This window comes from Streptomyces sp. NPDC028368 (assembly GCF_055565615.1).
Genome location: NZ_JBVHTY010000014.1, coordinates 47,891 through 72,574, shown reverse-complemented (window position 1 = coordinate 72,574; position 24,684 = coordinate 47,891). Strand labels below are relative to the sequence as shown.

The following is a 24,684-nucleotide window of genomic DNA, read 5'->3' as shown; positions in this document are numbered from 1 at the left end:
GAGCCCCGCATGCCAGAAGTCCTCACGGCACCCCTCGTCGTCGAATTCCCCTTCACCCGCTCGCTCGGCCCCGTGCAGAGCGCCTTCCTCACCGGCCTGCGCGAACGCGTCGTGCTGGGGGTCAGGGCGAGCGACGGGCGGATCGTCGTCCCGCCCACCGAATACGACCCGGTCACCGCCGAGGAGATCCGCGATCTGGTCGAGGTCGGCACCGGCGGCACTGTCACCACCTGGGCCTGGAACCCGGCCCCACGCCGCGGCCAGCCCCTGGACACCCCCTTCGCCTGGGTCCTGGTCCGCCTCGACGGAGCCGACACCGCCCTGCTGCACGCCCTGGACGCACCCGGCCCCGACGCCGTACGCACCGGCATGCGGGTCACGGTCCGCTGGGCCGCCGAACGCACCGGCGCGATCACCGACATCGCCTGCTTCGAGCCGGAACGGACCGCGGGCGACGGTGCGCAACGCCCTCAACCGGCGGCCCATGACGGGCAGTTCGCCGACCCCGTCACCGGCATCACCACCCCCGCCCGCCTCGACTACACCTACTCACCCGGCGGCGCCCAGTCCCGCTACATCGAGGCGCTCGCCGGCCGCAGGACCGTCGGCGAACGCTGCCCCTCCTGCCGCAAGGTGTACGTCCCGCCCCGCGGCGCCTGCCCCACCTGCGGCGTCGCCACCGACACCCGGGTCGAGGTCGGCCCCCGCGGCACCGTCACCACCTTCTGCATCGTCAACATCAAGGCCAGGAACCTGGACATCGAGGTCCCCTACGTCTACGCCCATATCGCCCTCGACGGCGCCGACCTGGCCCTGCACGCCCGCATCGGCGGCATCCCCTACGACCAGGTCCGCATGGGGCTGCGCGTGGAGCCCGTATGGACCGAGGGCGGCCGGTTCCCCGACCACTACCGCCCCACCGGCGAGCCCGACGCCGACTACGACAGCTACAAGGAGCTGATCTGATGCCCGAGCCAGTGCGCGACCTGGTGCGCGAGGTCGCCATCGTCGCCTTCGGGCAGAGCGATCACGTCCGCGACAGCGCGGAGACCTCCGAGGTCGAAATGCTGATGCCGGTGCTGCACGACGTCCTGGCACAGACCGGCCTCAAGGCAAGCGACATCGGCTTCACCTGCTCCGGCTCCAGCGACTACCTCGCCGGCCGCGCCTTCTCCTTCACCATGGCGCTGGACGGCGTCGGTGCCTGGCCGCCGATCTCCGAGTCCCATGTCGAGATGGACGGCGCCTGGGCGCTGTACGAGGCCTGGGTCAAGCTCCTCACCGGCGAGGCCGAGACCGCACTGGTCTACGCGTACGGCAAGTCCTCGCCCGGCGACGTCCGCGAGGTCCTCACCCGCCAGCTCGACCCGTATTACGTGGCCCCCCTGTGGCCCGACTCCGTGGCGCTCGCCGCCCTCCAGGCGCAGGCCCTGATCGACGCGGGCCTGACCGACGAACACGCACTGGCCGGCATCGCGGCCCGCAGCCGCACCGCCGCGGAGTCCAACCCACACGCCCAGCTGCGCGGCGCCACCGCTCCCGGGAACCACCTTGTGGCCCCCCTGCGCACCGGCGACTGCCCGCCCATCGGCGACGGCGCGGCCGCCGTCATCCTCGCCGCCGGCGACACCGCCCGCAGGCTCTGCGACCGGCCCGCCTGGATCCGCGGCCTCGACCACCGCATCGAGGCGCACAGCCTGGGCGTCCGCGACCTCACCGACTCCCCCTCCACACGCCTGGCCGCCGAACGCGCCGGAGCCTTCGCACGGCCCGTCGACACGGCCGAGCTGCACGCCCCCTTCACCTCCCAGGAGGTCGTCCTCCGCCGCGCCCTGAAACTCGATTCCCCGGACAGTGCGGGCGTCCGGATCAACCCGTCCGGCGGTGCCCTGGCCGCCAACCCCGTCATGGCCGCCGGGCTGATCCGCCTCGGCGAGGCCGCCGCCCGCATCCAGCGCGGCGCATCCGACCGCGCCCTCGCGCACGCCACCTCGGGGCCGTGCCTGCAGCAGAACCTGGTCGCCGTCCTGGAGGGTGAGTGATGAGCGTCATGAGCAAGGCCGCTACATCGAAAGAGCCCGTGGCCGTCGTCGGCATCGGCCAGACCGCACACGTCGCCGCCCGCCGCGATGTCTCCCTCGCCGGACTCGTCCGCGAGGCCGCCCGACGCGCCCTGGAAGACGCCCAGTTGACCTGGGCCGACATCGACGCCGTGGTCATCGGCAAGGCCCCCGACTTCTTCGAGGGCGTGATGATGCCGGAGCTCTACCTCGCCGATGCGCTCGGCGCCGTGGGCAAACCCATGCTGCGCGTGCACACCGCCGGCTCCGTCGGCGGCTCCACCGCCCTGGTCGCCGCCAACCTCGTCGCCGCCCGCGTCCACCGTACGGTCCTCACCCTCGCCTTCGAGAAGCAGTCCGAGTCCAACGCCATGTGGGGGCTGTCCCTGCCGATCCCCTTCCAGCAGCCGCTGCTGGCCGGCGCCGGCGGCTTCTTCGCCCCGCATGTGCGCGCGTACATGCGCCGCACCGGCGCGCCCGACACCGTCGGCTCCCTCGTCGCCTACAAGGACCGGCGCAACGCCCTCAAGAACCCCTACGCCCACCTCCACGAAACCGACATCACCCTGGAAAAGGTCCAGGCCTCCCCGATGCTCTGGGACCCGATCCGCTACTCCGAGACCTGCCCGTCCTCCGACGGCGCCTGCGCGATGGTCCTCACCGACCGGGCCGGGGCAGCGCGCTCGCCGCACCGCCCCGCCTGGGTGCACGGCGGGGCGATGCGCAGCGAGCCGACCCTCTTCGCCGGCAAGGACTTCGTCTCCCCGCAGGCGGGCAAGGACTGCGCCGCCGACGTCTACCGGCAGGCCGGCATCACCGACCCGCGCCGCGAGATCGACGCGGTCGAGATGTACGTCCCGTTCTCCTGGTACGAGCCGATGTGGCTGGAGAACCTGGGCTTCGCCGACGAGGGCGAGGGCTGGAAACTCACCGAATCCGGCGTCACCGAACTGGACGGCGACCTCCCGGTCAACCCCTCCGGCGGTGTTCTGTCCACCAACCCCATCGGCGCCTCCGGAATGATCCGCTTCGCCGAGGCCGCCCTCCAGGTACGCGGCCAGGCCGGCGAGCATCAAGTCGACGGCGCCCGGCGGGCGTTGGGGCATGCGTACGGCGGTGGCGCGCAGTTCTTCTCCATGTGGCTGGTCGGCGCCGAACCCCCGGCCGGCTAGCCCGGCCCGGCCGCCGGTCGCACCCTGTCCGTCCCTGCGCCCGGTGACTACGCTGGCGGTCGGACGACCAACCGGGAGGAGCGGCAACGTGGCCAACAGCATCACCGAGCAGCGGCTGAGGGGCGAGACCACGCCCGAACTCGACCTGACCCATGCCGAGTGGCAGTCGAGCAGCCAGGGCGTGGGCGACGTCCAGATCGCCTTCGTCGAGGGCTATATCGCGATGCGCAACGGCCGTAGCCCGGAGATCCCGGCGCTGATCTTCACGCCTGCGGAGTGGCGGGCGTTCGTGCTCGGGGCCCGGGAGGGGGAGTTCGACCTGACGTAGGCCGCCGCCCGGGAGCGGCGGCCGGGCCGGGTGCCCTGACGGCAACGGCGTCCCGGGCAGGGGCGGGGTATTCATGGCGTCCTGGTGTCCCGGGTGTCCCTCACGGCCAGTCGCGTAGTTCCGGCAGCGGACGGGCCTGGGCCTCCGCCCCGCGGCAGTCCAGCGGCGTGTGGGGTGCCCGGCCCGCCAGCCAGGCCGTGAGAGCGGTGAGCGGCCCCCGTACGGTCACCGTCGGTGCCGCCTCGGGCCCGTAGCGCGGCGACAGCTCCTCGTCCGTGGCCTCCAGGACGAGGTGTACGTCCTGCGGTGCGCGCGGCGCCAGATGGTCCAGGAGGTGGAGGCACAGTTCTCGGGGCCAGTCGCCCGGACCGTGGCCGATCCGGGCGTCCCCCGTGTGCAGCTCCAACTCCCGCCACCAGCACAGCAATACGGTACGGAGCGTGCCGTCGCGGTAGCGCACCGGCCGGGACCAGTCGGCCGGGCCGGGTGCCGCCCAGGCCGCGGAGGCCTCGGCCAGCGCGGCCCGTACGGCGTCCCGTAGCGCCGCCGCACCGCGCACCGCACCCGCCTCGATCGCGGCGGCGCGGGCCGGGCGGCCGCCGTCGTACATCTCGATCAGCTCGCCCCGCAGCGCATGGCGCGCCTGGCGCGCCGTCGCCAGGGCGATCCCCTCGAGGTGCGAGAGGACATGAGCGCGGGACCAGCCCGGCAGCTCGCTGGACGCACGGACGTCGGCGTCGGTCAGACCTGGCAGCAGCGCGGCCAGCCTCGCCTGCCCCGCCTCGATCCCGGCCAGGACCGCCTCGGCCGGGAGCGCGTCCTGGGTGGTCACGGCCACAGCAGCCCCTTCGTCCAGGTGCCGCCCGTGCGGCGGTATTCCAGGCGGGTGTGCTTGCGCTCCCGGTCGCCCTGCCAGAACTCCACGGACTCGGCGTGGACGGTGTGCAGCTGCCACCGGGGAGTGACCAGACCGGGATCGCCGGCCAGGCGGGCCGCCGACTCCGCCACCGCGGCATCCCGTTCGGCCAGGCCGCCCAGCGGCCGGCTCTGCCGGCCGAGCAGCGCCTCGGCGCGTGCGCCCGCGCCCCGCGCCAGGAAGTCCTGCGCCGCCCGCCCGGCGCTCTCCCGCACCACCGGTCCGCGGACCCGCACCTGGCGGGCGAGCGGCTGCCAGTAGAACGTCAGCGCGGCATACGGGCGGTCCGCCAGGTCCCGCCCCTTGACGCTGTCGGCGTGCGCCGCGAACCGCCAGCCGTCCGCGTCGACGTCCTTGAGGATCAGTGTGCGGGCGGACGGATTGCCGTCGGCGCCGGCGGTCGAGACGGTCATCGCATGCGGCTCGGGCACCTGTGCGCGCACCGCGCCGAGAAGCCAGGCGGTGAACAGGGCCACCGGTTCGCCGGGTGTGCAGACGGGGTCGAATCCCGGCAGTTCACCCGCGAAGACCGGAAGATCGCGCAGCAGTTGACGTATATCGGTCATCGTGCCCCCTCCATGATTAATGGCTGCTGGCGACGCTACCATTAGCTCCATGACCGCCACACGGCTCGCCCTCGATCTCGCCGTCACGCTCCACCACGACGGCCACGGCGGCGTCGCCGACGACCTCGCCGACCCGGCCGGACTCGCTGCCTGGCTACGGGACCGGGCCGACCTCCTGGACGGCTCCCCGCCGCCCACCGTGGACGAGCCCCTCCGCACCGCCGTCCAGGAGCTGCGGACCGCCGCCCGCTCCCTGTTCGCCCGCGCCGTAAGGCCCGGACCGCCCAGCCGCGCCGACGCCCACCGGCTCCTCCCGGAGGGCGAGGCGATCCGCCGGCTGAACGCCGCCGCGGCCCTGGTCCCGACCGTGCCGCGACTGGCCTGGGCGCCGGACGCGCCGCCGGAGGCACACAGTCATCCGGCCGGTGCGCCGCCCGCCGCCGACCTCCTCACCGCCGCCCTCGCCCGCGCCGTCATCGCCTTCCTCGCCGGCCCCGACCGCGCCCTGCTGCGGGCCTGCCCCGCCCCGCGCTGTGTGCGGTACTTCGTCAAGGACCACGCCCGCCAGGAGTGGTGCACCCCCTCCTGCGGCAACCGCGCCCGGGTGGCCCGCCACCACGAGCGACGCCGGGAGGGGAGGGGCGGCGCGTGACCGAGCCGGTGGCCGGAACCGGCCGCCACACGCCCCCGCGCACCCGCCGCCACTTGCCCCGATGTCCGCGCGGCGAGTTCGGCGCGGCCACGTACGATGGCGGCATGTCCTTCCTCCGCCGCCGTAGCGCAGCCACGCCCGCTGGTCCTGACTTCGACGTTCTCGCGATGGACCCCGGGGACTGGCCGGGCAATCTCGGTGCCGGGCTGCTGCCCGCGCCCGACGGCACCTGTCAGGGTGTCTTTCTGCGCTACGACCTGTTCGGCGGCCGCGGCCCCGCGATGATCATCGGCAATCTGCCGGAGGGCTCCCCGGCCCGCGAGCTCACGGACGACGAGGTGCCCTTCGAGGTGGCCCAGCTGCTGGCGGCGCTGGGCAACGACGAGCCGGTGACGGTCGTCGAGAGCGAGGACACCCCGGTGATGCACGAGGACAACCTGCTGATCGTCAAGCGGATCAAGTGCTCCGAGGGCCGGATCTCCTGCGCCCAGTTCGACCGCAACGACGGCGTCCTGGTCACCATCGCCAGCTGGGACCGGCCGATCACCGATGACCTGTACGCCCTGCTCAAGCCGCTGCCGGCGGAGCTCTTCCAGCAGGGCTGACCGCGGAGCGGACATCCGTCGCGCCCGGTGGACGGCAGGACCGTCCACCGGGCGCGACGCGTGCCCTCACACGATCGGCGTCATGACATCCGCCGCTGCGGGTTACGAGTCCGAGGGCCGGATGTCGACATCGGCCGCCCGGACATAGCCGACCCGGTGGCCGAGCTGGATCTCGTAGTAGACGTCATTGCCGCGCACGACCGCGTGCTTGCTGACGTCGAAGGTCGGCGCGTAGAAGTAGTCGCCGCGCACCCGGTCGCCGACGGCGTACTTCTGACCCGCGGTGATCTTGTACGGGAGCGGCGTGACGGCCTGGACCGGGACACCGGCCGGGTAGGCCTCCTTCTCCGGGTACGCCCGGCCGTACACCGGGATCTCCGTCTGGCCGGCCTTCGGCGTCGCGACCAGCCCACGGGAGTTCAGCGCCGTCCGCGCATCGCCCGGGTTGCGGAACCACGCCTTCTGCCCCAGATACCAGATCGCCGTCCAGTCGCCGGAACGGTCCGCCACCGCGAAGCGCTGGCCGGTGGTGGCGCGGGCACCGGTGTCATTGACATCGATGGTCGAGTCGCTGCCGTCCGGGTACAGCCCGATGTCCTTGATCAGCGGCGCATCCTCGTGCGGTGCGGTGTACAGACGGACCGCCGCCGAACCGTGCGGCGCGCACGGCCGGCCGGGCTTCTCGCACCCGGTGTACTCGGGCCGGTTCCGGCCGTAGCCGGGACGGATGGTCACCAGCCCGCCCCGCGGCCCCGCATTGGGCGTGAACGGCGCGCCCAGCAGGGTGAAGTAGTGGTCCCAGTCCCAGTACGGACCGGGGTCGGTGTGCATGCCCTTGATCGTCGCCGGGGTCGTGCCGGGCACATTGTCGTGGCCCACGATGTGCTGCCGGTCCAGCGGCACGTCGTACTTACGGCTCAGATAGCGCACCAGACGGGCCGACGTACGGTACATGGCCTCCGTGTACCAGGCGTCCGGTGACGCGAGGAAACCCTCGTGCTCGATGCCGACGGAGTGCGAGTTGATGTACCAGTTCCCCGCATGCCAGGCGACGTCCTTGGTCGGCACATGCTGCGCGATCAGCCCGTCCGAGGAACGGATCGTGTAGTGCCACGACACATACGCCGGGTCCTTGATCAGCCTCAGTGTCGTCTCCCACGACCCCTCGGTGTCATGGATGACGATCGTGCTGATGCGCTGGTCACGGGGGCGGTCCGCCAGGTCGTGATTGCCGTAGTCGTGGTCGCCGAACTCCTCGTACGGCGCCGGGACCGACTCGCAGGCCACGCTCCAGGGGCACTCCAGCTCGGCCGCGGCGCTGCGGTCCGCCCGCACGCCGGCGGGCTTCACCTGGCCGGAGTCGACGTGCAGGCCGGGCGTGGCGGCCAGCGTCACCCGCTGCCCCGCGTCGGTCGTCCGGGTCAGGCCCTGCCGGATCACCGCGTACACATCGTTGGCGAACGTCGAGCCGGCTTCGGGGTTGTCCTCGCCCGCGTAACGCGCCACCGCCCCGTACCACTGGGCGGGGTCGGAGCTGCCCGCCGACCGCAGCTTGCGCTGTTCCGCGGCGAGCAGCGCGGCGCCGCCGAACACATTCGCCGCCGGGTCCGTACGCAATTTCTCCGGCGACAGCCCGGTCAGTCCCGCGGCCGTCCGCAAGGTCCGTAGCCGCGCGGGAAGTTCGGCGGGCAGCTTTGCACGCTCCGCCTGATAGGCAGGCACGGTCTTACGGGCGCGCGAGCCGTCCCCGCGGGCGTCCTCGCCCGGCTCGCTGAACTCCGGCGCCCGCGCCAGTGCCGTCCGGGCGTCGGTCAGATGCATCGGGCCGTAGCCGCCGGAGACGCTGGGCGCGCCGTCGTGATCGTCCCAGCGGGACTCCAGATACGAGACGCCGAGCAGCACACTGCGCGGTACGTGATAGCGCGCGGCGGCTTCGGTGAAGGCACGCTGCAGGTCGTCCGGGCCGGGCTTGCCGGCACCCGCCGACGGCGCGGCCGAGACCAGCGGCAGCAACAGCACCACGGCGGCGGCGACGGCGGTGGCGGACCTGCGCAGGGCGGGGCGCGGGGTTCTCTTCTCGTCTTCCGGGGCGGATCCTCGCAAAACAGCCTCCTCAAGCCGGCCCGAGCCGACGCGATGTGACGGTTGATGCGTAAACGGCCGTACGGAGCGGGAGACCCGAGACTAGAGCCATTGCAGGCCCGGAGCCAGAGGTTTGCCGACGATCCGTCAATCGCCACGCCCGTCGGGATTTCGCATGTCAGGGCATCTCCAGAGGATCCTTCCCGGACCGGGCGCGGGCCTGCGGGACGTCAGTGGAATGGACCAATGGGCCACCGCACCCCACACACACAGGTGAGCGGCGCGCCCCTACCGGGCGCGCCGCTCACATTCCCCCACGCCTGAACGGCGCGGGGGGACCCCCACCCGCGGTCAGCGCGTGCCGACCGCCGCCCGTACCGCACGGCGCGCCATCTGGCAGTCGTCGTGCAGCCGACGCAGGAGCAGCCGCTGCTCCTCGCCCGCCGCGGGAACGCCGGGCTGTCCCGGTCCCGGTGTCCCCGTAGGCGCGGGTTCGCGCATGGTCCGCTGCACCGCGGTTTCGTAGCGCCGGATCTCGCGGGTCAGCACCAGCATCAGATTCACCAGGAAGGCATCCCGCGAGGCCGGCCCGGCGGACTGTGCGAGCTGGCTGATCTGACGGCGCGCCACCGGCGCGTCACCGAGCACCGACCACAGCGTCGCCAGGTCGTAGCCCGGCAGATACCAGCCCGCGTTGTCCCAGTCCAGCAGCACCGGCCCCGCGGGCGAGAGCAGCACGTTGTTCAGCAGCGCGTCGCCGTGGCAGAACTGCCCCTGGGTGTGCGCGAGGCCGTGCAGCAGCTTCTGCAGATCGCCCAGGTCCCGGTCGGTGAGCAGCCCCAGGTCGTGATACCGCCCGATCCGGCCCGCGTAGTCCAGCGGGGCGTCGAACAGCCCAGCCGGCGGACGCCAGAGGTTGATCCGGCAGATCGCGCCGAGCGCGGCCCGTACGTCCGCGCGGGGAGGCGCCTCGGACGGATGCCGCGCCGCGGCCGCGACCCGGCCCGGCATGCGCTCGACGACCAGCGTGCAGTTGTCGGGATCGGCCGCCACCAGCCGCGGCACCCGTACCGGCGGACGATGCCGGACGAACGCGCGGTAAGCAGTTATTTCCTGCCGGAACCGCTCGGACCATGCGGGGGAGTGGTCCAGTAAACACTTCGCGACCGCGCTCGTACGGCCCGTCGTGCCCACCAGGAGGACCGACTTGCCGCTGCGGCGCAGCACCTGGACCGGATTGAACTCCGGACAGATGCGATGCACCGAGGCGACGGCGGCGCGCAGCTGAGCGCCCTGGGGGCCGGACAAATCGAGTCTCCCGCTGAGCGGTTGGGTGCCCATCCCCTGCGGCCGCCGGGTACGTCCGCCGGGGAGGCCGGTGACACCTCCCGCGGAAGGGGAGGGGTCGAGATACGGCCCGCTGCCGGAGGGGTGCGGGCGGTACGGCCGGGCGGTGGCGGTCACGGCGGACGATGCTCCATACATGGGTGAGACAGATCCCTTCGTGCGCCGACGAGTTGCGTGCGCTCCCGGCCCGGTGGTGGGAACCCGGTGAACGGGCCCGTACTGCGGAGGCCGATCCAGGGTCCCTGTGAAGGGCACGCACCCTGGGGAATGCGGTCCCGCCACCGGGCCGGGGGCTGCACACCTACCGAACACGGGGCTATGGGTGGCAGACCATCTGGCGCACCCTGGCGAACCCTGGCGAATGGTCGCAGCGCACGTCACCGGCCGTTACTGTCAACTCAGTCGAGGAACCTGGGGGCTTGACGTGGACAGGGAGCCGAACACCCGTCTCGCGGACCTTTTCGGCCTGGCGGGCTGGTCCAAGGGAGAGCTGGCGAGACTGGTCAACCGGCAGGCGGCGGCCATGGGCCATCCGCAGCTGGCGACCGACACCTCGCGAGTGCGGCGCTGGATCGACATGGGGGAGACCCCCCGCGATCCGGTGCCCAAGGTCCTGGCTTCTTTGTTCACCGAGCGCCTCGGCCGTGTCGTAACCATCGAGGACCTCGGGTTCGCCAGAACCGGTCGCTCGGGGAAGCGGCAGGCCATGGACGGTCTGCCGTGGGCTCCCGAACGGACCGCTGCGGTCCTCACGGAATTCACGGGAATGGACCTCATGCTCAACCGACGCGGCTTGGTGGGTGCGGGCGCGGCGCTCGCCGCGGGATCCGCACTCACCGGCGCCATGCACGACTGGCTGCACACCGACCCCGCCCTGACCGCCGACGCCCCACGCCACGACGATCCGTTCGCCTCCGACTCCTTCGACCAACTCGACCAGATCGGCCTCGACCGCTACGAGGCGGCCCCGGTGGGATCCCAGGAGATCGACGCACTGGAGCGCTCGGTCGAAGTGTTCCGCGCCTGGGACGCGAACCGCGGCGGCGGACTGCAGCGCAAGGCGGTGGTGGGGCAGCTCAACGAGGTCGGCGGCATGCTCGCCTACCGCCATCCCGACCATCTGCAGCGCAGGCTGTGGGGAGTGGCCGCCAACCTCGCGGTGCTGGCCGGCTGGATGTCCCACGACGTGGGCCTGGAGCCCACGGCCCAGAAGTACTTCGTCATCGCCGCCCATGCCGCGCGCGAGGGCGGCGACCGCCCGCGGGCCGGCGAGGCACTCTCCCGCGCCGCCCGCCAGATGGTCCACCTGGGCCGTCCGGACGACGCCCTGGACCTGATGAAGCTGGCCCGGTCCGGTTCCGGCGAGGAGAATCTGCCGCGGACCCGCGCCATGCTGCACACCATCGAGGCCTGGGCACAGGCCTCCAAGGGCAACGGCCAGGCGATGCGCCGCACGCTGGGCGAGGCGGAGGAGCTGTTCGTCTCGGACAAGGGCGATGTGCCGCCGCCCAGCTGGATGCAGATGTTCGACGAGGCGGACCTGCACGGCATGGAGGCGCTGGCCTTCCGTACGCTCGCCGATCACGACCCCTCGGTCGCCAAGATCGCCCAGAACCACGCCATGCAGGCGCTACGGCTGCGGGCGGACGGCCATCAGCGATCCCAGATCTTCGACTACATCTCGATGGCCTCGGCCTGCTTCATCGGCAACGACCCCGAACAGGCCGACCGCTACGCCAGGCTGGCGCTGGTGTCGATCGGCGAGAACTCCTCCCATCGCACCTGGGACCGGCTGCGCGAGATGTTCCGGCTCACCGGCCAGTACGCCAACTACGCCAAGATCCAGGACCTGCGGGAGGAGATCCAGCTTGTCCTGCCGAAGCCGAAACCGATGCCGAAGACCAAGCCGAAGAGCAGCGGTTCGGGACTCGGCCCAGGGCTGGGATCAGCGGGCCTGGGCGGTAACTACTCCGTCTGAACGGTCATATGACGGTGCGTCATGTTCCATGGCGTTACGGGTCATCGGCTCGAAAACCGGCGACCCGATAACTGAGGCATCGACAACCGACCGGTCCCTGAACGACGGTCCGGCCGTGCGGTGTGTCAGTCGCCGATCCTGGCGATCAGCACACACGCGTCGCCCTCGCGTTCCGTGCTGCCGAACTCCTCGACGACGATACGGACGCTGTCCTGCGCGCTCCGGGCCGCGGCGAACCGCGGCGCCAGTGCGAGCAGCCGCTCGGCACCCTCGCGGGAGTCGGCGGTGGGGTTGCGGCGGGGTACCAGGCCGTCGGTGTGCAGGACGAGCAGATCGCCCGGCTCGAGTTGTTCGGTGCGCTGGGCGTAGGCCGCGCCCGCGGTCGCGCCGAGCAGTACGCCCTCGGGCGGGTCCAGCGCGCGCCCCGTGCCGCCGCGGAACAGCAGCGGCGCGGGGTGCCCGGCCTGGGCCCACTCCAGCCGGCGGGTGTCGGGGTCGAAGCGGCAGCACACCGCGCTGCCCAAGGCGGGCTGGGCGGTGGTGTCCAGCAGCTGGTTGAGGAAGCCCATCAGCGGCCCCGGCTGCTGTCCGGCAACGGCCATGCCGCGCAGTGCACCGAGCACCATCGCCATCCCGGAGGTGGCGGTGACGCCGTGCCCGGTGAGGTCGCCGACGCTCAACAGCGTTTTGCCGTCCGGGAGTTGCAGTGCGTCGTACCAGTCGCCGCCGATCAGCGCGCTGGTGCCGGAGGGGAAGTAGCGCCCCGCGAAGTCGAGCGCGACCGGGCCGCCCTGCGGGAAGCGCAGGGAGTCGTGCCACTGCGGAAGCACGGACTCCTGGAGCTCGACCGCCAGGCGGTGCTCGGTCTGCGCGATATGCCGCTCGCGTTGCAGCGAGTCACCGCTCTCGCGCACCGCGGCCTGGCTGCGCCGCAGCTCACTGACGTCACGCAGCACGGCCCACATGCATGCGGTACCGCCGTCGGCGTCGAGCACCGGCTCGCCCACCATGTGGACGGTGCGCAGGCTCGCGTCCGGGCGCACGATACGGAATTCGCCGTCGATCGGCCGGCCGTCCACCAGGCAGTCGGTGACCATGGTGGCCAGCCCCTCCTGGTCCTCGGCGAGGACCAGGGACGGCAGCTCGTCGAGGGTCAGCGGGCCGTCGGACGGCTGCCGGCCGAACATCGCGAACAGCTCGTCGGACCAGGTGACCTCGTCGGTGAGCAGATTCCACTCGGCGCTGCCCACCCGGCGCAGCAGCGAGCCGCGCTCGTGCGGCGCGGGCTTGGGCGGTGCCACCGGCAACTCGGCATACGGCGCCTCGTCCTCCTCGTCCTCCGCCGGCAGCCCCTCTCTCAGCTGGTCGAGATGACCGCCGAGGTCGTCGAGGTGGTGGACGGCGAGGTCGCACAGCGCCCGCTGCCAGCGCAGCTGGGGGTCGGTGGCGAGGCCGGTGTCCACCGAGGACTCCCGGCGCACCGCGTCCAGGCCACCGCGCAGGCGGCGGGCCTGCGTGATGAGTGCCTCGACGGTGTCGCGCTCGGGGGACCGGTCGGCTGGGTGATCCGCGAAGAGAGGGGACGGCATGACGTACTCCGTGATCAGGCGGCGCCGGGGCCAGGTCTGACAGAAGGGGCCGGTAACGACTGTTGCACAGGCTGCGACCGTCCGTAAGAGATTTGGCATTACCCGATACGGTGGTGCATCTGGCATATGCCACAGGCCTTCCGTGGCAACCCCGGGTCGAATCGGCGGAATGACAGCTTCCAGGCTAGGCTGCGGCCGCCGTAGAGCTGTTCTGCCCACCGATCCATGGTGGGAACGACGCATACGGCCCGCAGTCACCGGCAAGAATGCCGGTCAGCGGAAATCCCGTTGCCAGCCTGCCCCTCGCCCCGGATGCTGACCTCATGTTCGATCCAGACATAGCGCCCAGCGGCACCCTGCTCGGCCTCCTTCAGCGAGGCCGCGGCGACGGGACCCTGCATGCCCTCGCGGCGCCCCGAGCCGAGGCGCTCGCGGCGCTCAACGACAGCGTGCTGCGTGACCCCAGGCGCGACTGGCAGGTCGAGAACCGCTCGCTCTACTACGCGCGCCTCTACATGCAGCTCGACGGCGGACTCGAAGAGATCGAACGGCACCTCTTCCACCCCGACGACCTCGTCGACACCGGCGAGGAGCGCACCGGCCTCGCCCTCGCCGTGCTCGGCCACCTCGCCGCGTACGGCCGGGACGCCGCCCGCTTGCTGCTGCGCAGCTACGCCGCGGCCGGCACCAACTGGCGCTGGGCCCTCGACGAGCTCGCGCTGCGCGACGACGACGCCGGGCTGATGACGCTCGCCCCCGCCGTGCTCGCCCGCTTCGCCGAGACCGAGGAGGGCGCGGCCGAGCTGGCCGCCGCCGTCCGCGATGCCTTCGAGCCCCGGCCCTGGCGGCTGTGGGCCGAGGACCCCCGGTACGCCGCGCGCCTGACCGCCGCCGGGGAGCAGGGCTCCTTCGACCGCTGGCAGCGGCAGCTGCGCCCGCGGGGACCGCGCCCCGGCTGGAGCGTGACCGAGGTCCTTCAGTGGGCCCAGCAGGGACTGGAGCTGGAGCCCGAGGAACACCGGCACCTCGCCGCCGCCCGCTGCCTGGGCGCGGTAGCGGGCCCGGAGGACCGCCCCGAGCTGCTGCGCGCCGCGCGTACGGGCCCGGACGCGGCGCGCGCCGCCGCGCTCCACCACCTCGCCGAACGCGGCGATCCCGACGTCCTCGACCTGATCGAGGCCGCCGCCGTCGATCCCTTCTCCGCCGAGCCGCCGGCCGCGGCCGCGCTCTGCGCCTTCGAGCGGATGCGCAGCGTCGCCGCCGTCGAGCGGGCCCGCCTGTGGGCCCGGCGTACGGACCGGCTCGGCGCGTCCGCCGCCGCGGTGCTCGCCCGCCGCGGGGCGCAGCGCGACGCCGACCTGGTGCTGGCCGCACTGCGCCGGACCGTCCGTGAGGAGGGCCCGGACGCGGACGGCCTGTGGGAGCTGGTCGACGGCGTCGGCCGCCTCGGCGTCGCCTGCGCCGCCCCCGTACTGCGTCACCTCTACCGCGAGACCTCCTCCTCCCAGCTGCGCGGCCGGGCGGCCGGCGCGCTGGCCGCCACCGACCCCGGCTTCGCGGCCGGCTTCGCCGTCGAGTGCTTGTGGGACTGCGAGGAGACCACCCGCGAACTCGCCGCCCGGCACGCCGCCACCGGCGACGACCGGGTCGTCGAACAGCTCCGGCGTCTTGCCGCCGACCCGGCCGAGGAGGCCGAGGTCCAGACGGCGGTGCGCAGCAGATTCGGGCCGGAAGCGAAGGGCGTGTAGCGCCCCGCGCCGTGGTGGGCCGGGGCGGGAGCCGTTGCCGGTTGCGGTGGGTTGCGGGGTATTCCGTGGTGGAGGATTTCCGGGCTACTCCTCGGCGAAGGACAGGCCCCGTGCCGCCAGTGCGTCCCGCAGGATGCCCAGTGCCTTGGGGCCCATCCCGTGCAGCCGGCGCAGTTCGGCCTCGCTCACCCCGGCCAGCTGGGACAGTCGCAGATAGCCCGCCCGTTCCAGAGCCCGGCGCGCCGGGGCGCCGATCCGCGGGGGAAGGCCGTCGGAGGGTTCGGTCAGCTCCGTGTCGTCGGCCGTCACAGCTCTCCTCGTCGTTTCGTCGGGGGACACGCGCCAGGGGCGCACCGTCCAGCCTGACATCCGGGTGTGCGGCCCGCTCGGTGGCACCGTGCGCCGCGGAACGCTCATGGGACGTTCCCCGGCTGGAAAGATCCCCTTGGCCCCCTCCACGCACGGCGCGCCGACAACATCGGTATGCGTGTCGTCATCGTCACCGAATCCTTCCCGCCCGATGTCAACGGCGTCGCACACTGCGCCCTGGAAACCGCCCGGCACCTCGTCCGGCGCGGCCACGATCCCCTGGTCATCGCCCCGCTCGCCGGCCATGAGCCGGCGGTTGCGACCTATGAGAGCCCCTGCCCCGTCGTGCGGGTGCCCTCCGTGCCGCTGCCCGGCTATCCCCAGGTACGGATCGCGCTGCCGGGGCGAAGACTGTCCGCCGCGCTCGCCGCGCACCGGCCGGACGTGGTGCACCTCGCCAGCCCCTTCGTCCTCGGCGCCCGGGGGATGGCGGCCGCGGCCCGGCGGCGGGTGCCCGCGATCGCCGTCTACCAGACCGATCTGGGCCGCTACGCCCGTACCTATCTGGGCGGCGGCGGGGCGACGGCCTGGCGGCGCATCCGGGCGGTGCACGCGGCTGCCGACCGGACGCTGGCGCCTTCCAGCGCGGCGCTGCTGGATCTGACCGAGCACGGTGTACCGCGGGTCCATCTGTGGCCCCGCGGCGTCGACTCCGCGCGCTTTCACCCCGGGCGGCGCGACGCGGTGCTGCGCAGTTCGCTGGCCGCGGGCCGGGAGCTGCTGGTGGGGTACGTGGGGCGGCTGGCCCCGGAGAAGGACGTCCGGCTGCTGGCCGAGACGTCCCACCTGCCCGGCGTACGCACCGTCGTCATCGGCGACGGCCCCAGCGCCTCCGGCCTGCGCACCGCCCTTCCCCGAGCGCGCTTCCTGGGCCGCCGCACCGGCGATGAACTCGCCCGGCTCTACGCCTCGTTGGATATTTTCGTGCACACCGGACCGTATGAGACCTTCTGCCAGACCGTGCAGGAGGCGATGGCGTCCGGGGTGCCCGTGGTCGCGCCGCGCGCGGGCGGACCGCTCGACCTGGTGGACCACGGCCGTACCGGGCTGCTGGTGACACCGGGCGACGGCGGGGCGGTACGGGACGCGGTGCGCCTGCTCGGGCGCAGTGCCGAGCTGCGCATACGGTACGGCGCGGCGGCCCGCGCGGCCGTCGAGGACCGGACCTGGGAGGCGGTGGGCGATCAGCTCCTGGGCCACTACGAGGACGTGCTCGCCCGCCGGACGGCGGTGGCGGCATGAGCGTGCGCCGGGCGAGCGGGCCGGGTCTGCGGATCGTACGGATAGCCAACTTCGTCACCCCCGCCTCCGGCGGGCTGCGTACCGCGCTGCGCGAGCTGGGCGCGGGGTACGCGGCCGCCGGGCACGAACCGGTGCTCATCGTGCCGGGACCGGGAGGTGGGACGTCCGACGTCCGCACCGAGCAGGGGCGGGTGATCACCCTGCCGGGTCCCGCACTGCCCGGCACCGGGGGCTACCGCGTACTGGCCGACCGCCGGCAGCTGCAGCGTGTGCTGCGGGTGCTGGACCCCGACCGGCTGGAGGTCTCCGACCGTACGACGCTGCGCTGGACGGGGCAGTGGGCGCGCCGGGCCCGGGTCCCCGCGGTGATGGTCTCGCACGAGAGCGTCGACGGGGTGCTGCGGACCTGGGGTGTGCCCGACCCGGTCGCCCGCGCCGCCGCGGACCGGCTCAACTCCCGCACGGCTCACGCCTACAGCCGCATCGTGTGCACCACGGAATGGGCGGCGGCGGAGTTCACCCGGGTCGGTGCGCGCAATGTGGTGCGGGCGCCGCTGGGGGTCGATCTCGCCGCCTGGCACCCGGACTGCCGCAGCGCCGAGCTGCGGCGGCGCTGTGCGGGCCGGGCCGCCGTCCTGATGCTGATGTGTTCCCGGCTGTCGCCGGAGAAGCGGCCGGGGCGGGCGCTGGACGCGCTGGCGGAACTGCGCCGGCGCGGTGTCGACGCGGCGCTGGTGGTGGCCGGCGACGGGCCGCTGCGGGCGCGGCTGGAGGCTCGGGTACGGGCGGAGCGGCTGCCCGCGGCGTTCCTCGGGCACCTCGCCGACCGCGCCCACCTCGCCGCGCTCCAGGCGAGCGCCGACCTCGCGCTGGCCCCGGGACCGGCCGAGACCTTCGGCCTCGCCGCTCTGGAGGCGCTCGCCTGCGGCACGCCCGTGGTCGCCAGCGCCGCCTCCGCGCTGGCGGGGCTCGTCGGCCGCGGTGGTGATACCGCCCTCGACGACGGCCCGTCCTTCGCCGACGCCGTCCAGCGGGTGCTGGGCCGCCCCGAGCCGGCCCGCCGCGGCGCCGCCCGGCAGCGCGCCGAGGGGTACGGCTGGCAGCCCGCCGTCGAAGCCTTCCTGGCCGCGCACGACGCGCCCGCGCCGCGGGGCCGGGCGGTCGTCGGTACCAAGCCGCCGGTGCACCCCCGGGGCGGGTGGTGACGATGCGGCGGCGCGGTTTTGTCGCGCTGGGCGACTCGCTCACCGAGGGGCTGGGCGACCCCGTACCCGGTGGCGGCTGGCGCGGGTGGGCCGTGCTGCTCGCCGAGGCGGTGGGGGAGCGGCCGGGGAGCGTACCGCTGGTGAATCTGGCGCGCAGCGGGGCGCTGGCGGCCGAGGTGGCCGAACGGCAGCTGCCCGCGGCGCGACGCCTCGCGCCCCGCTACGCGTCGCTCGTCGTCGGGGCGAACGACACCTTGCGGGCCGCGTTCGCCATAGAGCGGGTCGCCGCCGCACTCGATCACACGCACCGCACGCTCAGCGCCGACGGGGCCGTGGTCCTGACTGCGTGCCTGCCCGACCCGGGGCGGATGCTGGGGCTGCCCGCGCCGCTGGCCCGCCCGCTGGCCCGGCGGATGCGCGCGGTGAACACCGTCGTCCACGCGGTGTCCGGCCGCTACGGCGGTGTCCATCTGCATCTCGCCGACGAGGCGTGGGTCGCCGACCGCGCCGGCTGGAGCGTGGACCGGCTGCATCCCAGCGAGCGCGGCCACCGGCTGCTGGCCCGCGGCTTCCACACGGCGCTGGCGGCCGCCGGTCATCGCCTGGGGCCGCCGCCCGAGCTCACCCTCGACGGGCCGCCGCCGACCCGTGCCGGATCCGTCTGGTGGATGGCCACCCGCGGCACCCGCTGGGTCGCCGACCGGTGCACGGATCTGCTGCCCGGTCTGCTGGCCCTGGCCGCCCAGGAATGCCGGCACGGCCTGGCCGGTTCCGGGCGGCTCCTGGACGCCACCGCCGAACGCGCCACGCGTGCCGCGCTCGCCGCCCTGACGGACCCCAAGGGCACTGCGACAATGGCCGGGTGACCGGACGCTGGGAGTTCTGGATCGATCGCGGTGGCACCTTCACGGATGTCATCGGCAGACGCCCGGACGGCCGCCTCGTCACCGGCAAGCTGCTCTCGCACCACCCCGAGCGCTACCGGGACGCCGCGGTGGCCGGAATCCGGATGATGCTGGAGCTGGGCCCCGACGAGCCGGTGCCCGCCGAGCGGGTCTCCGTCGTCAAGATGGGCACGACCGTCGCCACCAACGCGCTGCTGGAGCGCACCGGCGAGCCGACGGTACTGCTGACCACCGAGGGGTTCCGGGACGCCCTGCGGATCGCCTATCAGAACCGGCCGCGGATCTTCGACCGGCACATCGTGCTGCCCGAGGCGCTCTACGAGCGGGTGATCGAGGTGCCCGAGCGGATCGGCGCGCACGGCGAGACCGTCCGGCCGCTGGATGCCGACGGGGTCCGCGAGGCGCTGATCCGGGCCCGCGCGGACGGGCTGCGCAGCGCGGCCGTCGTCCTGCTGCACGGCTACCGCCACGCCGACCACGAGAAGGCCGTCGCCGAACTGGCCCGGCGGGCGGGGTTCGCGCAGGTGAGCTGTTCGCACGAGGTCAGCCCCCTGATGAAGCTCGTGCCGCGCGGGGACACCACGGTCGTCGACGCCTATCTCTCGCCGATCCTGGGCCGGTACGTCGAGGAGATCGCGGCCCAGCTCCCGGGCATCCGGCTGATGTTCATGCAGTCCAACGGCGGGCTGCGGGAGGCCGAGCACTTCCGGGGCAAGGACGCGGTGCTGTCCGGGCCCGCGGGCGGCGTCGTCGGCATGGTCCGCGCCGCGAAGGAGGCGGGGCCCGGCCACGACCGGGTGATCGGCTTCGACATGGGCGGCACCTCCACCGATGTGTCGCACTACGCCGGGGAGTTCGAGCGGGTCTTCGGCAGTGAGGTCGCGGGGGTGCGGATGCGCGCCCCGATGATGAACATCCACACCGTCGCGGCCGGCGGCGGCTCCGTGCTGCACTTCGACGGGCGCCGCTACCGCGTAGGCCCCGACTCGGCGGGCGCCGTACCGGGCCCGGCCTGCTACCGCCGCGGCGGCCCGCTGACCGTCACCGACGCCAATGTGATGCTCGGCCGCATCCAGCCGGACCACTTTCCCGCGGTGTTCGGACCGGACGGCGACCAGCCGCTGGACGCCGACGTCGTCCGCACCCGGTTCGCCGAGCTGGCCGAGCGCGCCGCGGCCGCCACCGGCGACGACCGCGGCCCCGAGGACGTCGCCGCCGGATTCCTGGACATCGCCGTCCTCAACATGGCCAACGCGGTCAAGAAGATCTCCGTACAGCGCGGCCATGACATCACCCGCTACGCCCTCACCAGCTTCGGCGGCGCCGGCGGCCAGCACGCCTGCGCGGTCGCCGACGCACTGGGCATCGGCACGGTGCTCGTACCGCCGCTGGCCGGAGTGCTCTCCGCCTACGGCATCGGGGTCGCCGACGCCACCGCGATGCGGGAAGCGGCCGTCGAGGCGGAACTCGGGCAGCCCGGGGCCGTCGACCGGGTGCACGAGGTGTGCGACACGCTGGCCGGAGCGACCCGGCGCGAACTCCTGGACGACGGCGTGCCGGACGCCTCCATCACCACGCGGGCCAAGGTGCTGCTCCGCTACGCCGGGACGGACTCCACCATCGGCGTCCCGCCGGCCGACGCCGGCACCATGGCCGAGGACTTCCTCCGGGCCCACCGCGCCCGCTACGCCTTCACCATGGACAAGCCGCTGGTGGCCGAGGCGGTGTCGGTCGAGGCGCTCGGAGCGGCCGGCGGCGCCGCGGGACATGAGGTGCAATTCACCGACCGGGACGGGGAGTTGACGCATGCCGCGACCGTACGGATGTATGCGCAGGGCCGCCGCCAGGACACCCGGCTCTACCGGCGCACCGATCTGCGCCCCGGCGACCGCCTCACCGGTCCGGCGATCATCGCCGAGGAGGACGCCACCACGGTCCTGGACCCCGGCTGGCGGGCGGCCGTGGGCGAGCGAGGACACCTGCTGCTGACGCGGGAACGGGAGCGCGGCGGGCAGGCCGCCGTGGGCACGGAGGCCGATCCGGTGATGCTGGAGGTCTTCAACAGCCTCTTCATGGCCATCGCCGAGCAGATGGGCGTCCGCCTGGAGAACACCGCGCACTCCGTCAACATCAAGGAGCGCCTCGACTTCTCCTGCGCGCTCTTCGACGCCGACGGCAATCTGATCGCCAACGCCCCGCACATTCCCGTCCATCTGGGCTCGATGGGGGAGTCCATCAAGGAGGTGCTCCGGCGGCGCGGCGACGACATGCGGCCCGGCGATGTGTACGCGATCAACGACCCCTACCACGGCGGCACCCACCTCCCGGACGTCACGGTCGTCACCCCCGTCTTCGCCACGACCCCTGCTTCTTCCGTAACGCACGGTGACGAGCTGCAGTTCCTGGTCGCCTCCCGCGGCCATCACGCCGAGATCGGCGGCATCACCCCGGGCTCGATGCCCGCCTTCAGCAGCACCATCCAGGAAGAGGGCGTCCTCTTCGACAACTGGCTGCTGGTGCGCGACGGCACGCTGCGCGAGCGCGAGACCCGTGAACTGCTGGCCGGCGGCCCGTACCCCTCCCGCGCCCCGGACGCCAATATCGCCGATCTGCGCGCCCAGATCGCCGCCAACGAGAAAGGCGTCGAGGAACTGCGCCGGATGACAGAGCAGTTCGGGCCGGCCGTCGTACGGGCCTACATGGGGCACGTCCAGGACAACGCCGAGGAATCGGTGCGCCGGATCATCGCCGGCCTGTCGGACGGCTCCTGCCGCTACGAGACCGACAACGGGGCCCGGATCCACGTCGCGCTGACCGTCGACCGCGCGGCCCGCAGCGCCGTGCTGGACTTCGCCGGCACCTCACCCCAGCGGCCCGGCAACGACAACGCGCCCAGCTCCGTGGTGATGGCCGCGGTCCTGTACGTCTTCCGCACCCTGGTCGCCGAGGACATCCCGCTCAACAGCGGCTGCCTCAAACCGCTCCAGGTCCGTATCCCGCCGGGCTCGATGCTGGCCCCGGTCTTCCCGGCGGCCACCGTGGCGGGCAACGTGGAGACCTCCCAGGCGGTCACCGGCGCCCTCTACGCCGCGCTCGGCATCCAGGCCGAGGGCTCGGGCACCATGAACAACCTCACCTTCGGCAACGACCGGGTGCAGTACTACGAGACCGTGGCCAGTGGTTCCGGCGCCGGCGACGGCTTCGACGGCGCGGACGCCGTGCAGACCCATATGACCAACTCCCGGCTGACCGACCCCGAGGTCCTGGAGTGGCGCTATCCCGTCCGCGTCGACAGCTTCGCCATCCGCTCCGGCAGCGGCGGCAGCGGGCACTGGCACGGCGGCTGCGGCGTCGAACGCCGGCTGCGCTTCCTGGAGCCGATGACGGTGGCCTTGCTGACCAACCACCGCAGGGTCGCGCCGTACGGGATGGCGGGCGGGGCGCCGGGCTCGCTGGGCGTCAACTCCGTTGAACGGGCCGATGGTTCGCGTGCGGAGCTGCGGGGCTGCGATACGGCGGAGGTCGGGGTGGACGATGTGCTGGTGATCCGTACGCCGGGCGGGGGCGGGTACGGTCCGGCCGTCGGTTAACGCAGGCGGGTGAACCGTACCGGCGTCCCCGGTACGGCCTGGGCGGCGGGCGCCAGAGCGCGCTCGGGGACCACTCCGATGACCGGATAGCCGCCGGTGGTCGGGTGGTCGTGGAGGAAGAGCACCGGCAGGCCGTTGGGCGGGACCTGGAGAGCGCCCAGCGGCATGCCCTCGCTGGGGAGTTCGCCGGAGCGGGCGCGTTCCAGGGGCGGGCCCTCGGTGCGCAGGCCGATGCGGTTGCTCGCCGGGGAGACGCGGAAGCGGCCGGTGAGGAGGGTGCGCAGGCCGCCGTCCGTGAACCAGGCGTCGCGCGGGCCGGGGAGGAAGGGCAGGACGAGCTCCGTCACCGGGCCGGGGTGCGGTACGGCGTCCACGGGGGCGGGCGGCGCGTACGGGCGTCCCAGGGGGAGCACCGCGGCATCGGTGAGCGGCACAGGGCCGAGGCCGGAGAGGAGGTCCGCGGCGCGGCTGCCCAGGACCGGTTCGGCGTCGATGCCGCCGCCGAAGGCGAGATACGAGCGCAGGCCGTGGGTGGCGGGACCGGCATCCAGGACGGCGCCCGCCGGGACACCTACCGGCGCGCCCCAGGGGGCGGGGCGGCCGTCGACCGTCACCGGGCAGGGCGCGCCGGTGACCGCGACGGTGGTGGCCGTGCGGACCCGTACGGCGCACCCCGTCAGGGTCGTCTCCAGGGTGGCGGCCGATTCGGGGTTGCCCACCAGGCGGTTGGCGAGGCGGTGTGCGGGCTCGTCGAGGGCGCCGGCCCGGGGCACGCCCAGGTGCGCATGGCCGGGTCGGCCGAGGTCCTGGACGGTGGTGAGCGCTCCGGCCCGTACGACCGACAGGGCGCGGTCGGTCATCGGGCGGTCTCCTGGGGGACGAAACGGACGCGGGTGCCGGGGGCGAGCAGCGCCGCCGGTTCGCGGGCGGGGTCCCACAGGACGGTGTCGGTGGTGCCGATCAGCTGCCAGCCACCGGGGGAGGAGCGGGGGTAGACGCCGGTGTACGGGCCCGCGAGTGCTACCGAGCCGACCGGGACCTTGGTGCGGGGGGTGGTCCGACGTGGGACGTCCAACGTCCGGGGCAGGCCGGTCAGATAGCCGAAGCCGGGGGCGAAGCCGCAGAAGGCGACACGGAAGGTGGTGCCGGCGTGCAGGCGGACGACCTCGTCGGGGGCGACGTCCCACAGGGCGGCCACTTCGGCAAGGTCGGGGCCGTCGTAGCGGACCGGTATCTCGATGGCGGGGCGGTCGCCGGCGGTGAGCGGTGGGATGTCCCATGTGGCCAGTTCCGCGGTGAATGCGCGGGGATCGGCGAGGCCGTCGAGGAACACCGTACGCGCGGCGGGCACGATCTCTCCCCCGGACTCCGTCCGGGCGGGGGTCGCCCCGGCGGTCGCCGGGGGAGTGCCCCCGGCCCAGGGCAGCGTGCCGGCGGCCGCGCGGCGCAGCAGTTCGGCATGGAGCGCCTCGACCGCCTCGGCGCTGTCCAGCTCGATGAGCAGCCCGTGCTCGCCGACGGGCAGCGGCCTCATGCGGCGCTCCCGGCGAAGCTCCGTACGTGCACACCGGCCGCGGTCAGTTCGGACCGTACGCGGCGGGCGAGGTCCGCGGCGCCGGGGGTGTCCCCGTGCAGGCACAGGGAGCGGGCGGTGATCGCGATGCCCCGCCCGCCGATCGAGGTGACGGTGCGGTCGCGGGCCATGCCCAGGGCGCGCTTGACCACCTCGTCGGGGGCGTGGATCACGGCGCCCGGCTCGCGGCGCGGGACGAGGGTGCCCTCGTCGGTGTAGGCACGGTCCGCGAACGCCTCGCCGATGACCGGGAGCCGGGCCTGCCGGGCGGCCTGGTGCAGGCGGGAGCCGGGGAGGCCGAGGACGGGGAGGGCGCCGGCCGCGGCGCGGATGCCGGAGATGACGGCGGCGGCCTGTTCCTCGTCGTGGACGCAGCGGTTGTAGAGCGCGCCGTGCGGTTTGACATAGCCGACGCGGGCGCCGGCGGCCCGCGCGAAGACCTCCAGCGCACCGATCTGGTACGTGATTTCGTCGGCCAGCTCGTCCGGCGGTACCTCCATCGCGCGGCGGCCGAAGCCGGCCAGATCCCGGTAGGAGACCTGGGCGCCGATGACCACGCCGCGCGCGGCGGCCAGCTCGCACACCCGGCGCATGGTGGACGGGTCGCCGGCGTGGAAGCCGCAGGCGACATTGGCGCTGGTGACGACGGACAGCAGCGCGTCGTCGTCGGTGAGCTGCCAGCGGCCGAAGCCCTCCCCGAGGTCGGCGTTGAGGTCGATGACGGGAGGTGCCGCCGGGTCACTCATGTCTGTCCGTT

The 24,684-nt window shown here is 73.5% G+C and carries 21 protein-coding genes; 12 read left to right on the top strand and 9 right to left on the bottom strand.

Features of this window, described 5'->3' with window-relative positions:
* Positions 1-9: 9 nt before the first annotated feature.
* From ACZ4S3_RS28770 to ACZ4S3_RS28755, 4 genes are all read left to right on the top strand, one after another.
* The gene (locus ACZ4S3_RS28770) at positions 10-966 is read left to right on the top strand and encodes a Zn-ribbon domain-containing OB-fold protein (protein WP_467939164.1); all 957 of its coding nucleotides are present in this window, start codon (positions 10-12) and stop codon (positions 964-966) included.
* Entirely contained in the window at positions 966-2,042 is a 1,077-nt protein-coding gene (locus ACZ4S3_RS28765) for a thiolase domain-containing protein (protein ID WP_467939162.1), read from the top strand. Before ACZ4S3_RS28770 ends, ACZ4S3_RS28765 begins: the two co-directional genes overlap by 1 nt.
* Before the next feature lie 8 nt (positions 2,043-2,050).
* Complete coding sequence (locus ACZ4S3_RS28760) at positions 2,051-3,232, top strand: thiolase domain-containing protein (RefSeq protein ID WP_467939462.1); 1,182 nt, start codon at positions 2,051-2,053, stop codon at positions 3,230-3,232.
* An 88-nt stretch (positions 3,233-3,320) separates the two neighbouring features.
* Entirely contained in the window at positions 3,321-3,560 is a 240-nt protein-coding gene (locus tag ACZ4S3_RS28755; RefSeq protein WP_467939160.1) for a DUF397 domain-containing protein, read from the top strand.
* A 100-nt stretch (positions 3,561-3,660) separates the two neighbouring features.
* Here ACZ4S3_RS28755 and ACZ4S3_RS28750 read toward each other — a convergent pair whose 3' ends face one another.
* Together ACZ4S3_RS28750 and ACZ4S3_RS28745 are read right to left on the bottom strand one after the other, a co-directional pair.
* On the bottom strand, positions 3,661-4,392 hold the full coding sequence (locus tag ACZ4S3_RS28750) for a maleylpyruvate isomerase family mycothiol-dependent enzyme (RefSeq protein WP_467939158.1): 732 nt from the start codon (positions 4,390-4,392) through the stop codon (positions 3,661-3,663).
* Entirely contained in the window at positions 4,389-5,042 is a 654-nt protein-coding gene (locus ACZ4S3_RS28745; protein WP_467939156.1) for a pyridoxine/pyridoxamine 5'-phosphate oxidase, read from the bottom strand. The genes ACZ4S3_RS28750 and ACZ4S3_RS28745 overlap by 4 nt, the downstream gene beginning before the upstream one ends.
* A 49-nt stretch (positions 5,043-5,091) precedes the next feature.
* Here ACZ4S3_RS28745 and ACZ4S3_RS28740 point away from each other — a divergent pair, with 49 nt between their 5' ends.
* Together ACZ4S3_RS28740 and ACZ4S3_RS28735 are read left to right on the top strand one after the other, a co-directional pair.
* Complete coding sequence (locus ACZ4S3_RS28740) at positions 5,092-5,694, top strand: CGNR zinc finger domain-containing protein (RefSeq protein WP_467939154.1); 603 nt, start codon at positions 5,092-5,094, stop codon at positions 5,692-5,694.
* Positions 5,695-5,798: 104 nt separating this feature from the next.
* Complete coding sequence (locus ACZ4S3_RS28735) at positions 5,799-6,299, top strand: hypothetical protein (protein WP_467939152.1); 501 nt, start codon at positions 5,799-5,801, stop codon at positions 6,297-6,299.
* A 102-nt stretch (positions 6,300-6,401) separates the two neighbouring features.
* Here ACZ4S3_RS28735 and ACZ4S3_RS28730 read toward each other — a convergent pair whose 3' ends face one another.
* Both ACZ4S3_RS28730 and ACZ4S3_RS28725 read right to left on the bottom strand, forming a co-directional pair.
* Complete coding sequence (locus ACZ4S3_RS28730) at positions 6,402-8,402, bottom strand: N-acetylmuramoyl-L-alanine amidase (RefSeq protein ID WP_467939150.1); 2,001 nt, start codon at positions 8,400-8,402, stop codon at positions 6,402-6,404.
* A 330-nt stretch (positions 8,403-8,732) separates the two neighbouring features.
* Positions 8,733-9,866, bottom strand: coding sequence for an aminoglycoside phosphotransferase family protein (locus ACZ4S3_RS28725; RefSeq protein ID WP_467939148.1), 1,134 nt, complete (start codon positions 9,864-9,866; stop codon positions 8,733-8,735).
* A 286-nt stretch (positions 9,867-10,152) separates the two neighbouring features.
* On the opposite strand from ACZ4S3_RS28725, the gene ACZ4S3_RS28720 reads away from it, so the two are divergent.
* A complete protein-coding gene (locus ACZ4S3_RS28720; RefSeq protein WP_467939146.1) occupies positions 10,153-11,706 on the top strand; it encodes a DNA-binding protein NsdB in 1,554 nt (517 codons plus the stop codon).
* Between the two features lie 125 nt (positions 11,707-11,831).
* Here the strand turns inward: ACZ4S3_RS28720 and ACZ4S3_RS28715 are convergent, their stop codons facing one another.
* Positions 11,832-13,295: a PP2C family protein-serine/threonine phosphatase gene (locus ACZ4S3_RS28715; protein ID WP_467939144.1), complete on the bottom strand. Its 1,464-nt coding sequence runs from the start codon at positions 13,293-13,295 to the stop codon at positions 11,832-11,834.
* Positions 13,296-13,618: 323 nt separating this feature from the next.
* Here ACZ4S3_RS28715 and ACZ4S3_RS28710 point away from each other — a divergent pair, with 323 nt between their 5' ends.
* Complete coding sequence (locus ACZ4S3_RS28710) at positions 13,619-15,043, top strand: HEAT repeat domain-containing protein (RefSeq protein WP_467939142.1); 1,425 nt, start codon at positions 13,619-13,621, stop codon at positions 15,041-15,043.
* Positions 15,044-15,127: 84 nt separating this feature from the next.
* Here the strand turns inward: ACZ4S3_RS28710 and ACZ4S3_RS28705 are convergent, their stop codons facing one another.
* On the bottom strand, positions 15,128-15,352 hold the full coding sequence (locus tag ACZ4S3_RS28705) for a helix-hairpin-helix domain-containing protein (RefSeq protein WP_467939140.1): 225 nt from the start codon (positions 15,350-15,352) through the stop codon (positions 15,128-15,130).
* 174 nt (positions 15,353-15,526) lie between these two features.
* Between ACZ4S3_RS28705 and ACZ4S3_RS28700 the strand changes: the two genes are divergently transcribed.
* From ACZ4S3_RS28700 to ACZ4S3_RS28685, 4 genes are read left to right on the top strand one after another with little or no spacing between them, the layout of a single operon-like run.
* Positions 15,527-16,654, top strand: a complete 1,128-nt coding sequence (locus ACZ4S3_RS28700) for a glycosyltransferase family 4 protein (protein WP_467939138.1) — start codon at positions 15,527-15,529, stop codon at positions 16,652-16,654.
* Complete coding sequence (locus tag ACZ4S3_RS28695; protein WP_467939136.1) at positions 16,651-17,859, top strand: glycosyltransferase; 1,209 nt, start codon at positions 16,651-16,653, stop codon at positions 17,857-17,859. The genes ACZ4S3_RS28700 and ACZ4S3_RS28695 overlap by 4 nt, the downstream gene beginning before the upstream one ends.
* Positions 17,860-17,861: 2 nt before the next feature.
* Positions 17,862-18,725 carry an SGNH/GDSL hydrolase family protein gene (locus tag ACZ4S3_RS28690; RefSeq protein WP_467939460.1) on the top strand — a complete coding sequence of 288 codons (864 nt, stop codon included), beginning with the start codon at positions 17,862-17,864 and terminating at the stop codon, positions 18,723-18,725.
* Positions 18,722-22,354 (top strand): hydantoinase B/oxoprolinase family protein, encoded by a 3,633-nt coding sequence (locus ACZ4S3_RS28685; protein ID WP_467939134.1) that lies wholly within the window; start codon positions 18,722-18,724, stop codon positions 22,352-22,354. Before ACZ4S3_RS28690 ends, ACZ4S3_RS28685 begins: the two co-directional genes overlap by 4 nt.
* Here the strand turns inward: ACZ4S3_RS28685 and ACZ4S3_RS28680 are convergent.
* From ACZ4S3_RS28680 to ACZ4S3_RS28670, 3 genes are read right to left on the bottom strand one after another with little or no spacing between them, the layout of a single operon-like run.
* Positions 22,351-23,214 carry a 5-oxoprolinase subunit C family protein gene (locus ACZ4S3_RS28680; protein WP_467939132.1) on the bottom strand — a complete coding sequence of 288 codons (864 nt, stop codon included), beginning with the start codon at positions 23,212-23,214 and terminating at the stop codon, positions 22,351-22,353. The two genes, ACZ4S3_RS28685 and ACZ4S3_RS28680, sit on opposite strands and share 4 nt — an antisense overlap.
* Positions 23,211-23,888: a 5-oxoprolinase subunit PxpB gene (gene pxpB / locus ACZ4S3_RS28675; protein ID WP_467939130.1), complete on the bottom strand. Its 678-nt coding sequence runs from the start codon at positions 23,886-23,888 to the stop codon at positions 23,211-23,213. Before pxpB ends, ACZ4S3_RS28680 begins: the two co-directional genes overlap by 4 nt.
* Positions 23,885-24,673, bottom strand: a complete 789-nt coding sequence (locus ACZ4S3_RS28670; RefSeq protein ID WP_467939128.1) for a LamB/YcsF family protein — start codon at positions 24,671-24,673, stop codon at positions 23,885-23,887. The genes pxpB and ACZ4S3_RS28670 overlap by 4 nt, the downstream gene beginning before the upstream one ends.
* Between the last annotated feature and the right edge of the window lie 11 nt (positions 24,674-24,684).

Excerpts from the sequence above, each read along its gene's own strand:
- ACZ4S3_RS28770 (WP_467939164.1), top strand. The coding sequence starts at position 10 with ATGCCAGAAGTCCTCACGGCACCCCTCGTCGTCGAATTCCCCTTCACC.
- ACZ4S3_RS28765 (WP_467939162.1), top strand. The coding sequence starts at position 966 with ATGCCCGAGCCAGTGCGCGACCTGGTGCGCGAGGTCGCCATCGTCGCC.
- ACZ4S3_RS28760 (WP_467939462.1), top strand. The coding sequence starts at position 2,051 with ATGAGCAAGGCCGCTACATCGAAAGAGCCCGTGGCCGTCGTCGGCATC.
- ACZ4S3_RS28745 (WP_467939156.1), bottom strand. The coding sequence starts at position 5,042 with ATGACCGATATACGTCAACTGCTGCGCGATCTTCCGGTCTTCGCGGGT.
- ACZ4S3_RS28740 (WP_467939154.1), top strand. The coding sequence starts at position 5,092 with ATGACCGCCACACGGCTCGCCCTCGATCTCGCCGTCACGCTCCACCAC.
- ACZ4S3_RS28735 (WP_467939152.1), top strand. The coding sequence starts at position 5,799 with ATGTCCTTCCTCCGCCGCCGTAGCGCAGCCACGCCCGCTGGTCCTGAC.
- ACZ4S3_RS28725 (WP_467939148.1), bottom strand. The coding sequence starts at position 9,866 with ATGTATGGAGCATCGTCCGCCGTGACCGCCACCGCCCGGCCGTACCGC.
- ACZ4S3_RS28715 (WP_467939144.1), bottom strand. The coding sequence starts at position 13,295 with ATGCCGTCCCCTCTCTTCGCGGATCACCCAGCCGACCGGTCCCCCGAG.
- ACZ4S3_RS28710 (WP_467939142.1), top strand. The coding sequence starts at position 13,619 with ATGTTCGATCCAGACATAGCGCCCAGCGGCACCCTGCTCGGCCTCCTT.
- ACZ4S3_RS28700 (WP_467939138.1), top strand. The coding sequence starts at position 15,527 with ATGCGTGTCGTCATCGTCACCGAATCCTTCCCGCCCGATGTCAACGGC.
- ACZ4S3_RS28695 (WP_467939136.1), top strand. The coding sequence starts at position 16,651 with ATGAGCGTGCGCCGGGCGAGCGGGCCGGGTCTGCGGATCGTACGGATA.
- ACZ4S3_RS28690 (WP_467939460.1), top strand. The coding sequence starts at position 17,862 with ATGCGGCGGCGCGGTTTTGTCGCGCTGGGCGACTCGCTCACCGAGGGG.
- ACZ4S3_RS28680 (WP_467939132.1), bottom strand. The coding sequence starts at position 23,214 with ATGACCGACCGCGCCCTGTCGGTCGTACGGGCCGGAGCGCTCACCACC.
- pxpB (WP_467939130.1), bottom strand. The coding sequence starts at position 23,888 with ATGAGGCCGCTGCCCGTCGGCGAGCACGGGCTGCTCATCGAGCTGGAC.
- ACZ4S3_RS28670 (WP_467939128.1), bottom strand. The coding sequence starts at position 24,673 with ATGAGTGACCCGGCGGCACCTCCCGTCATCGACCTCAACGCCGACCTC.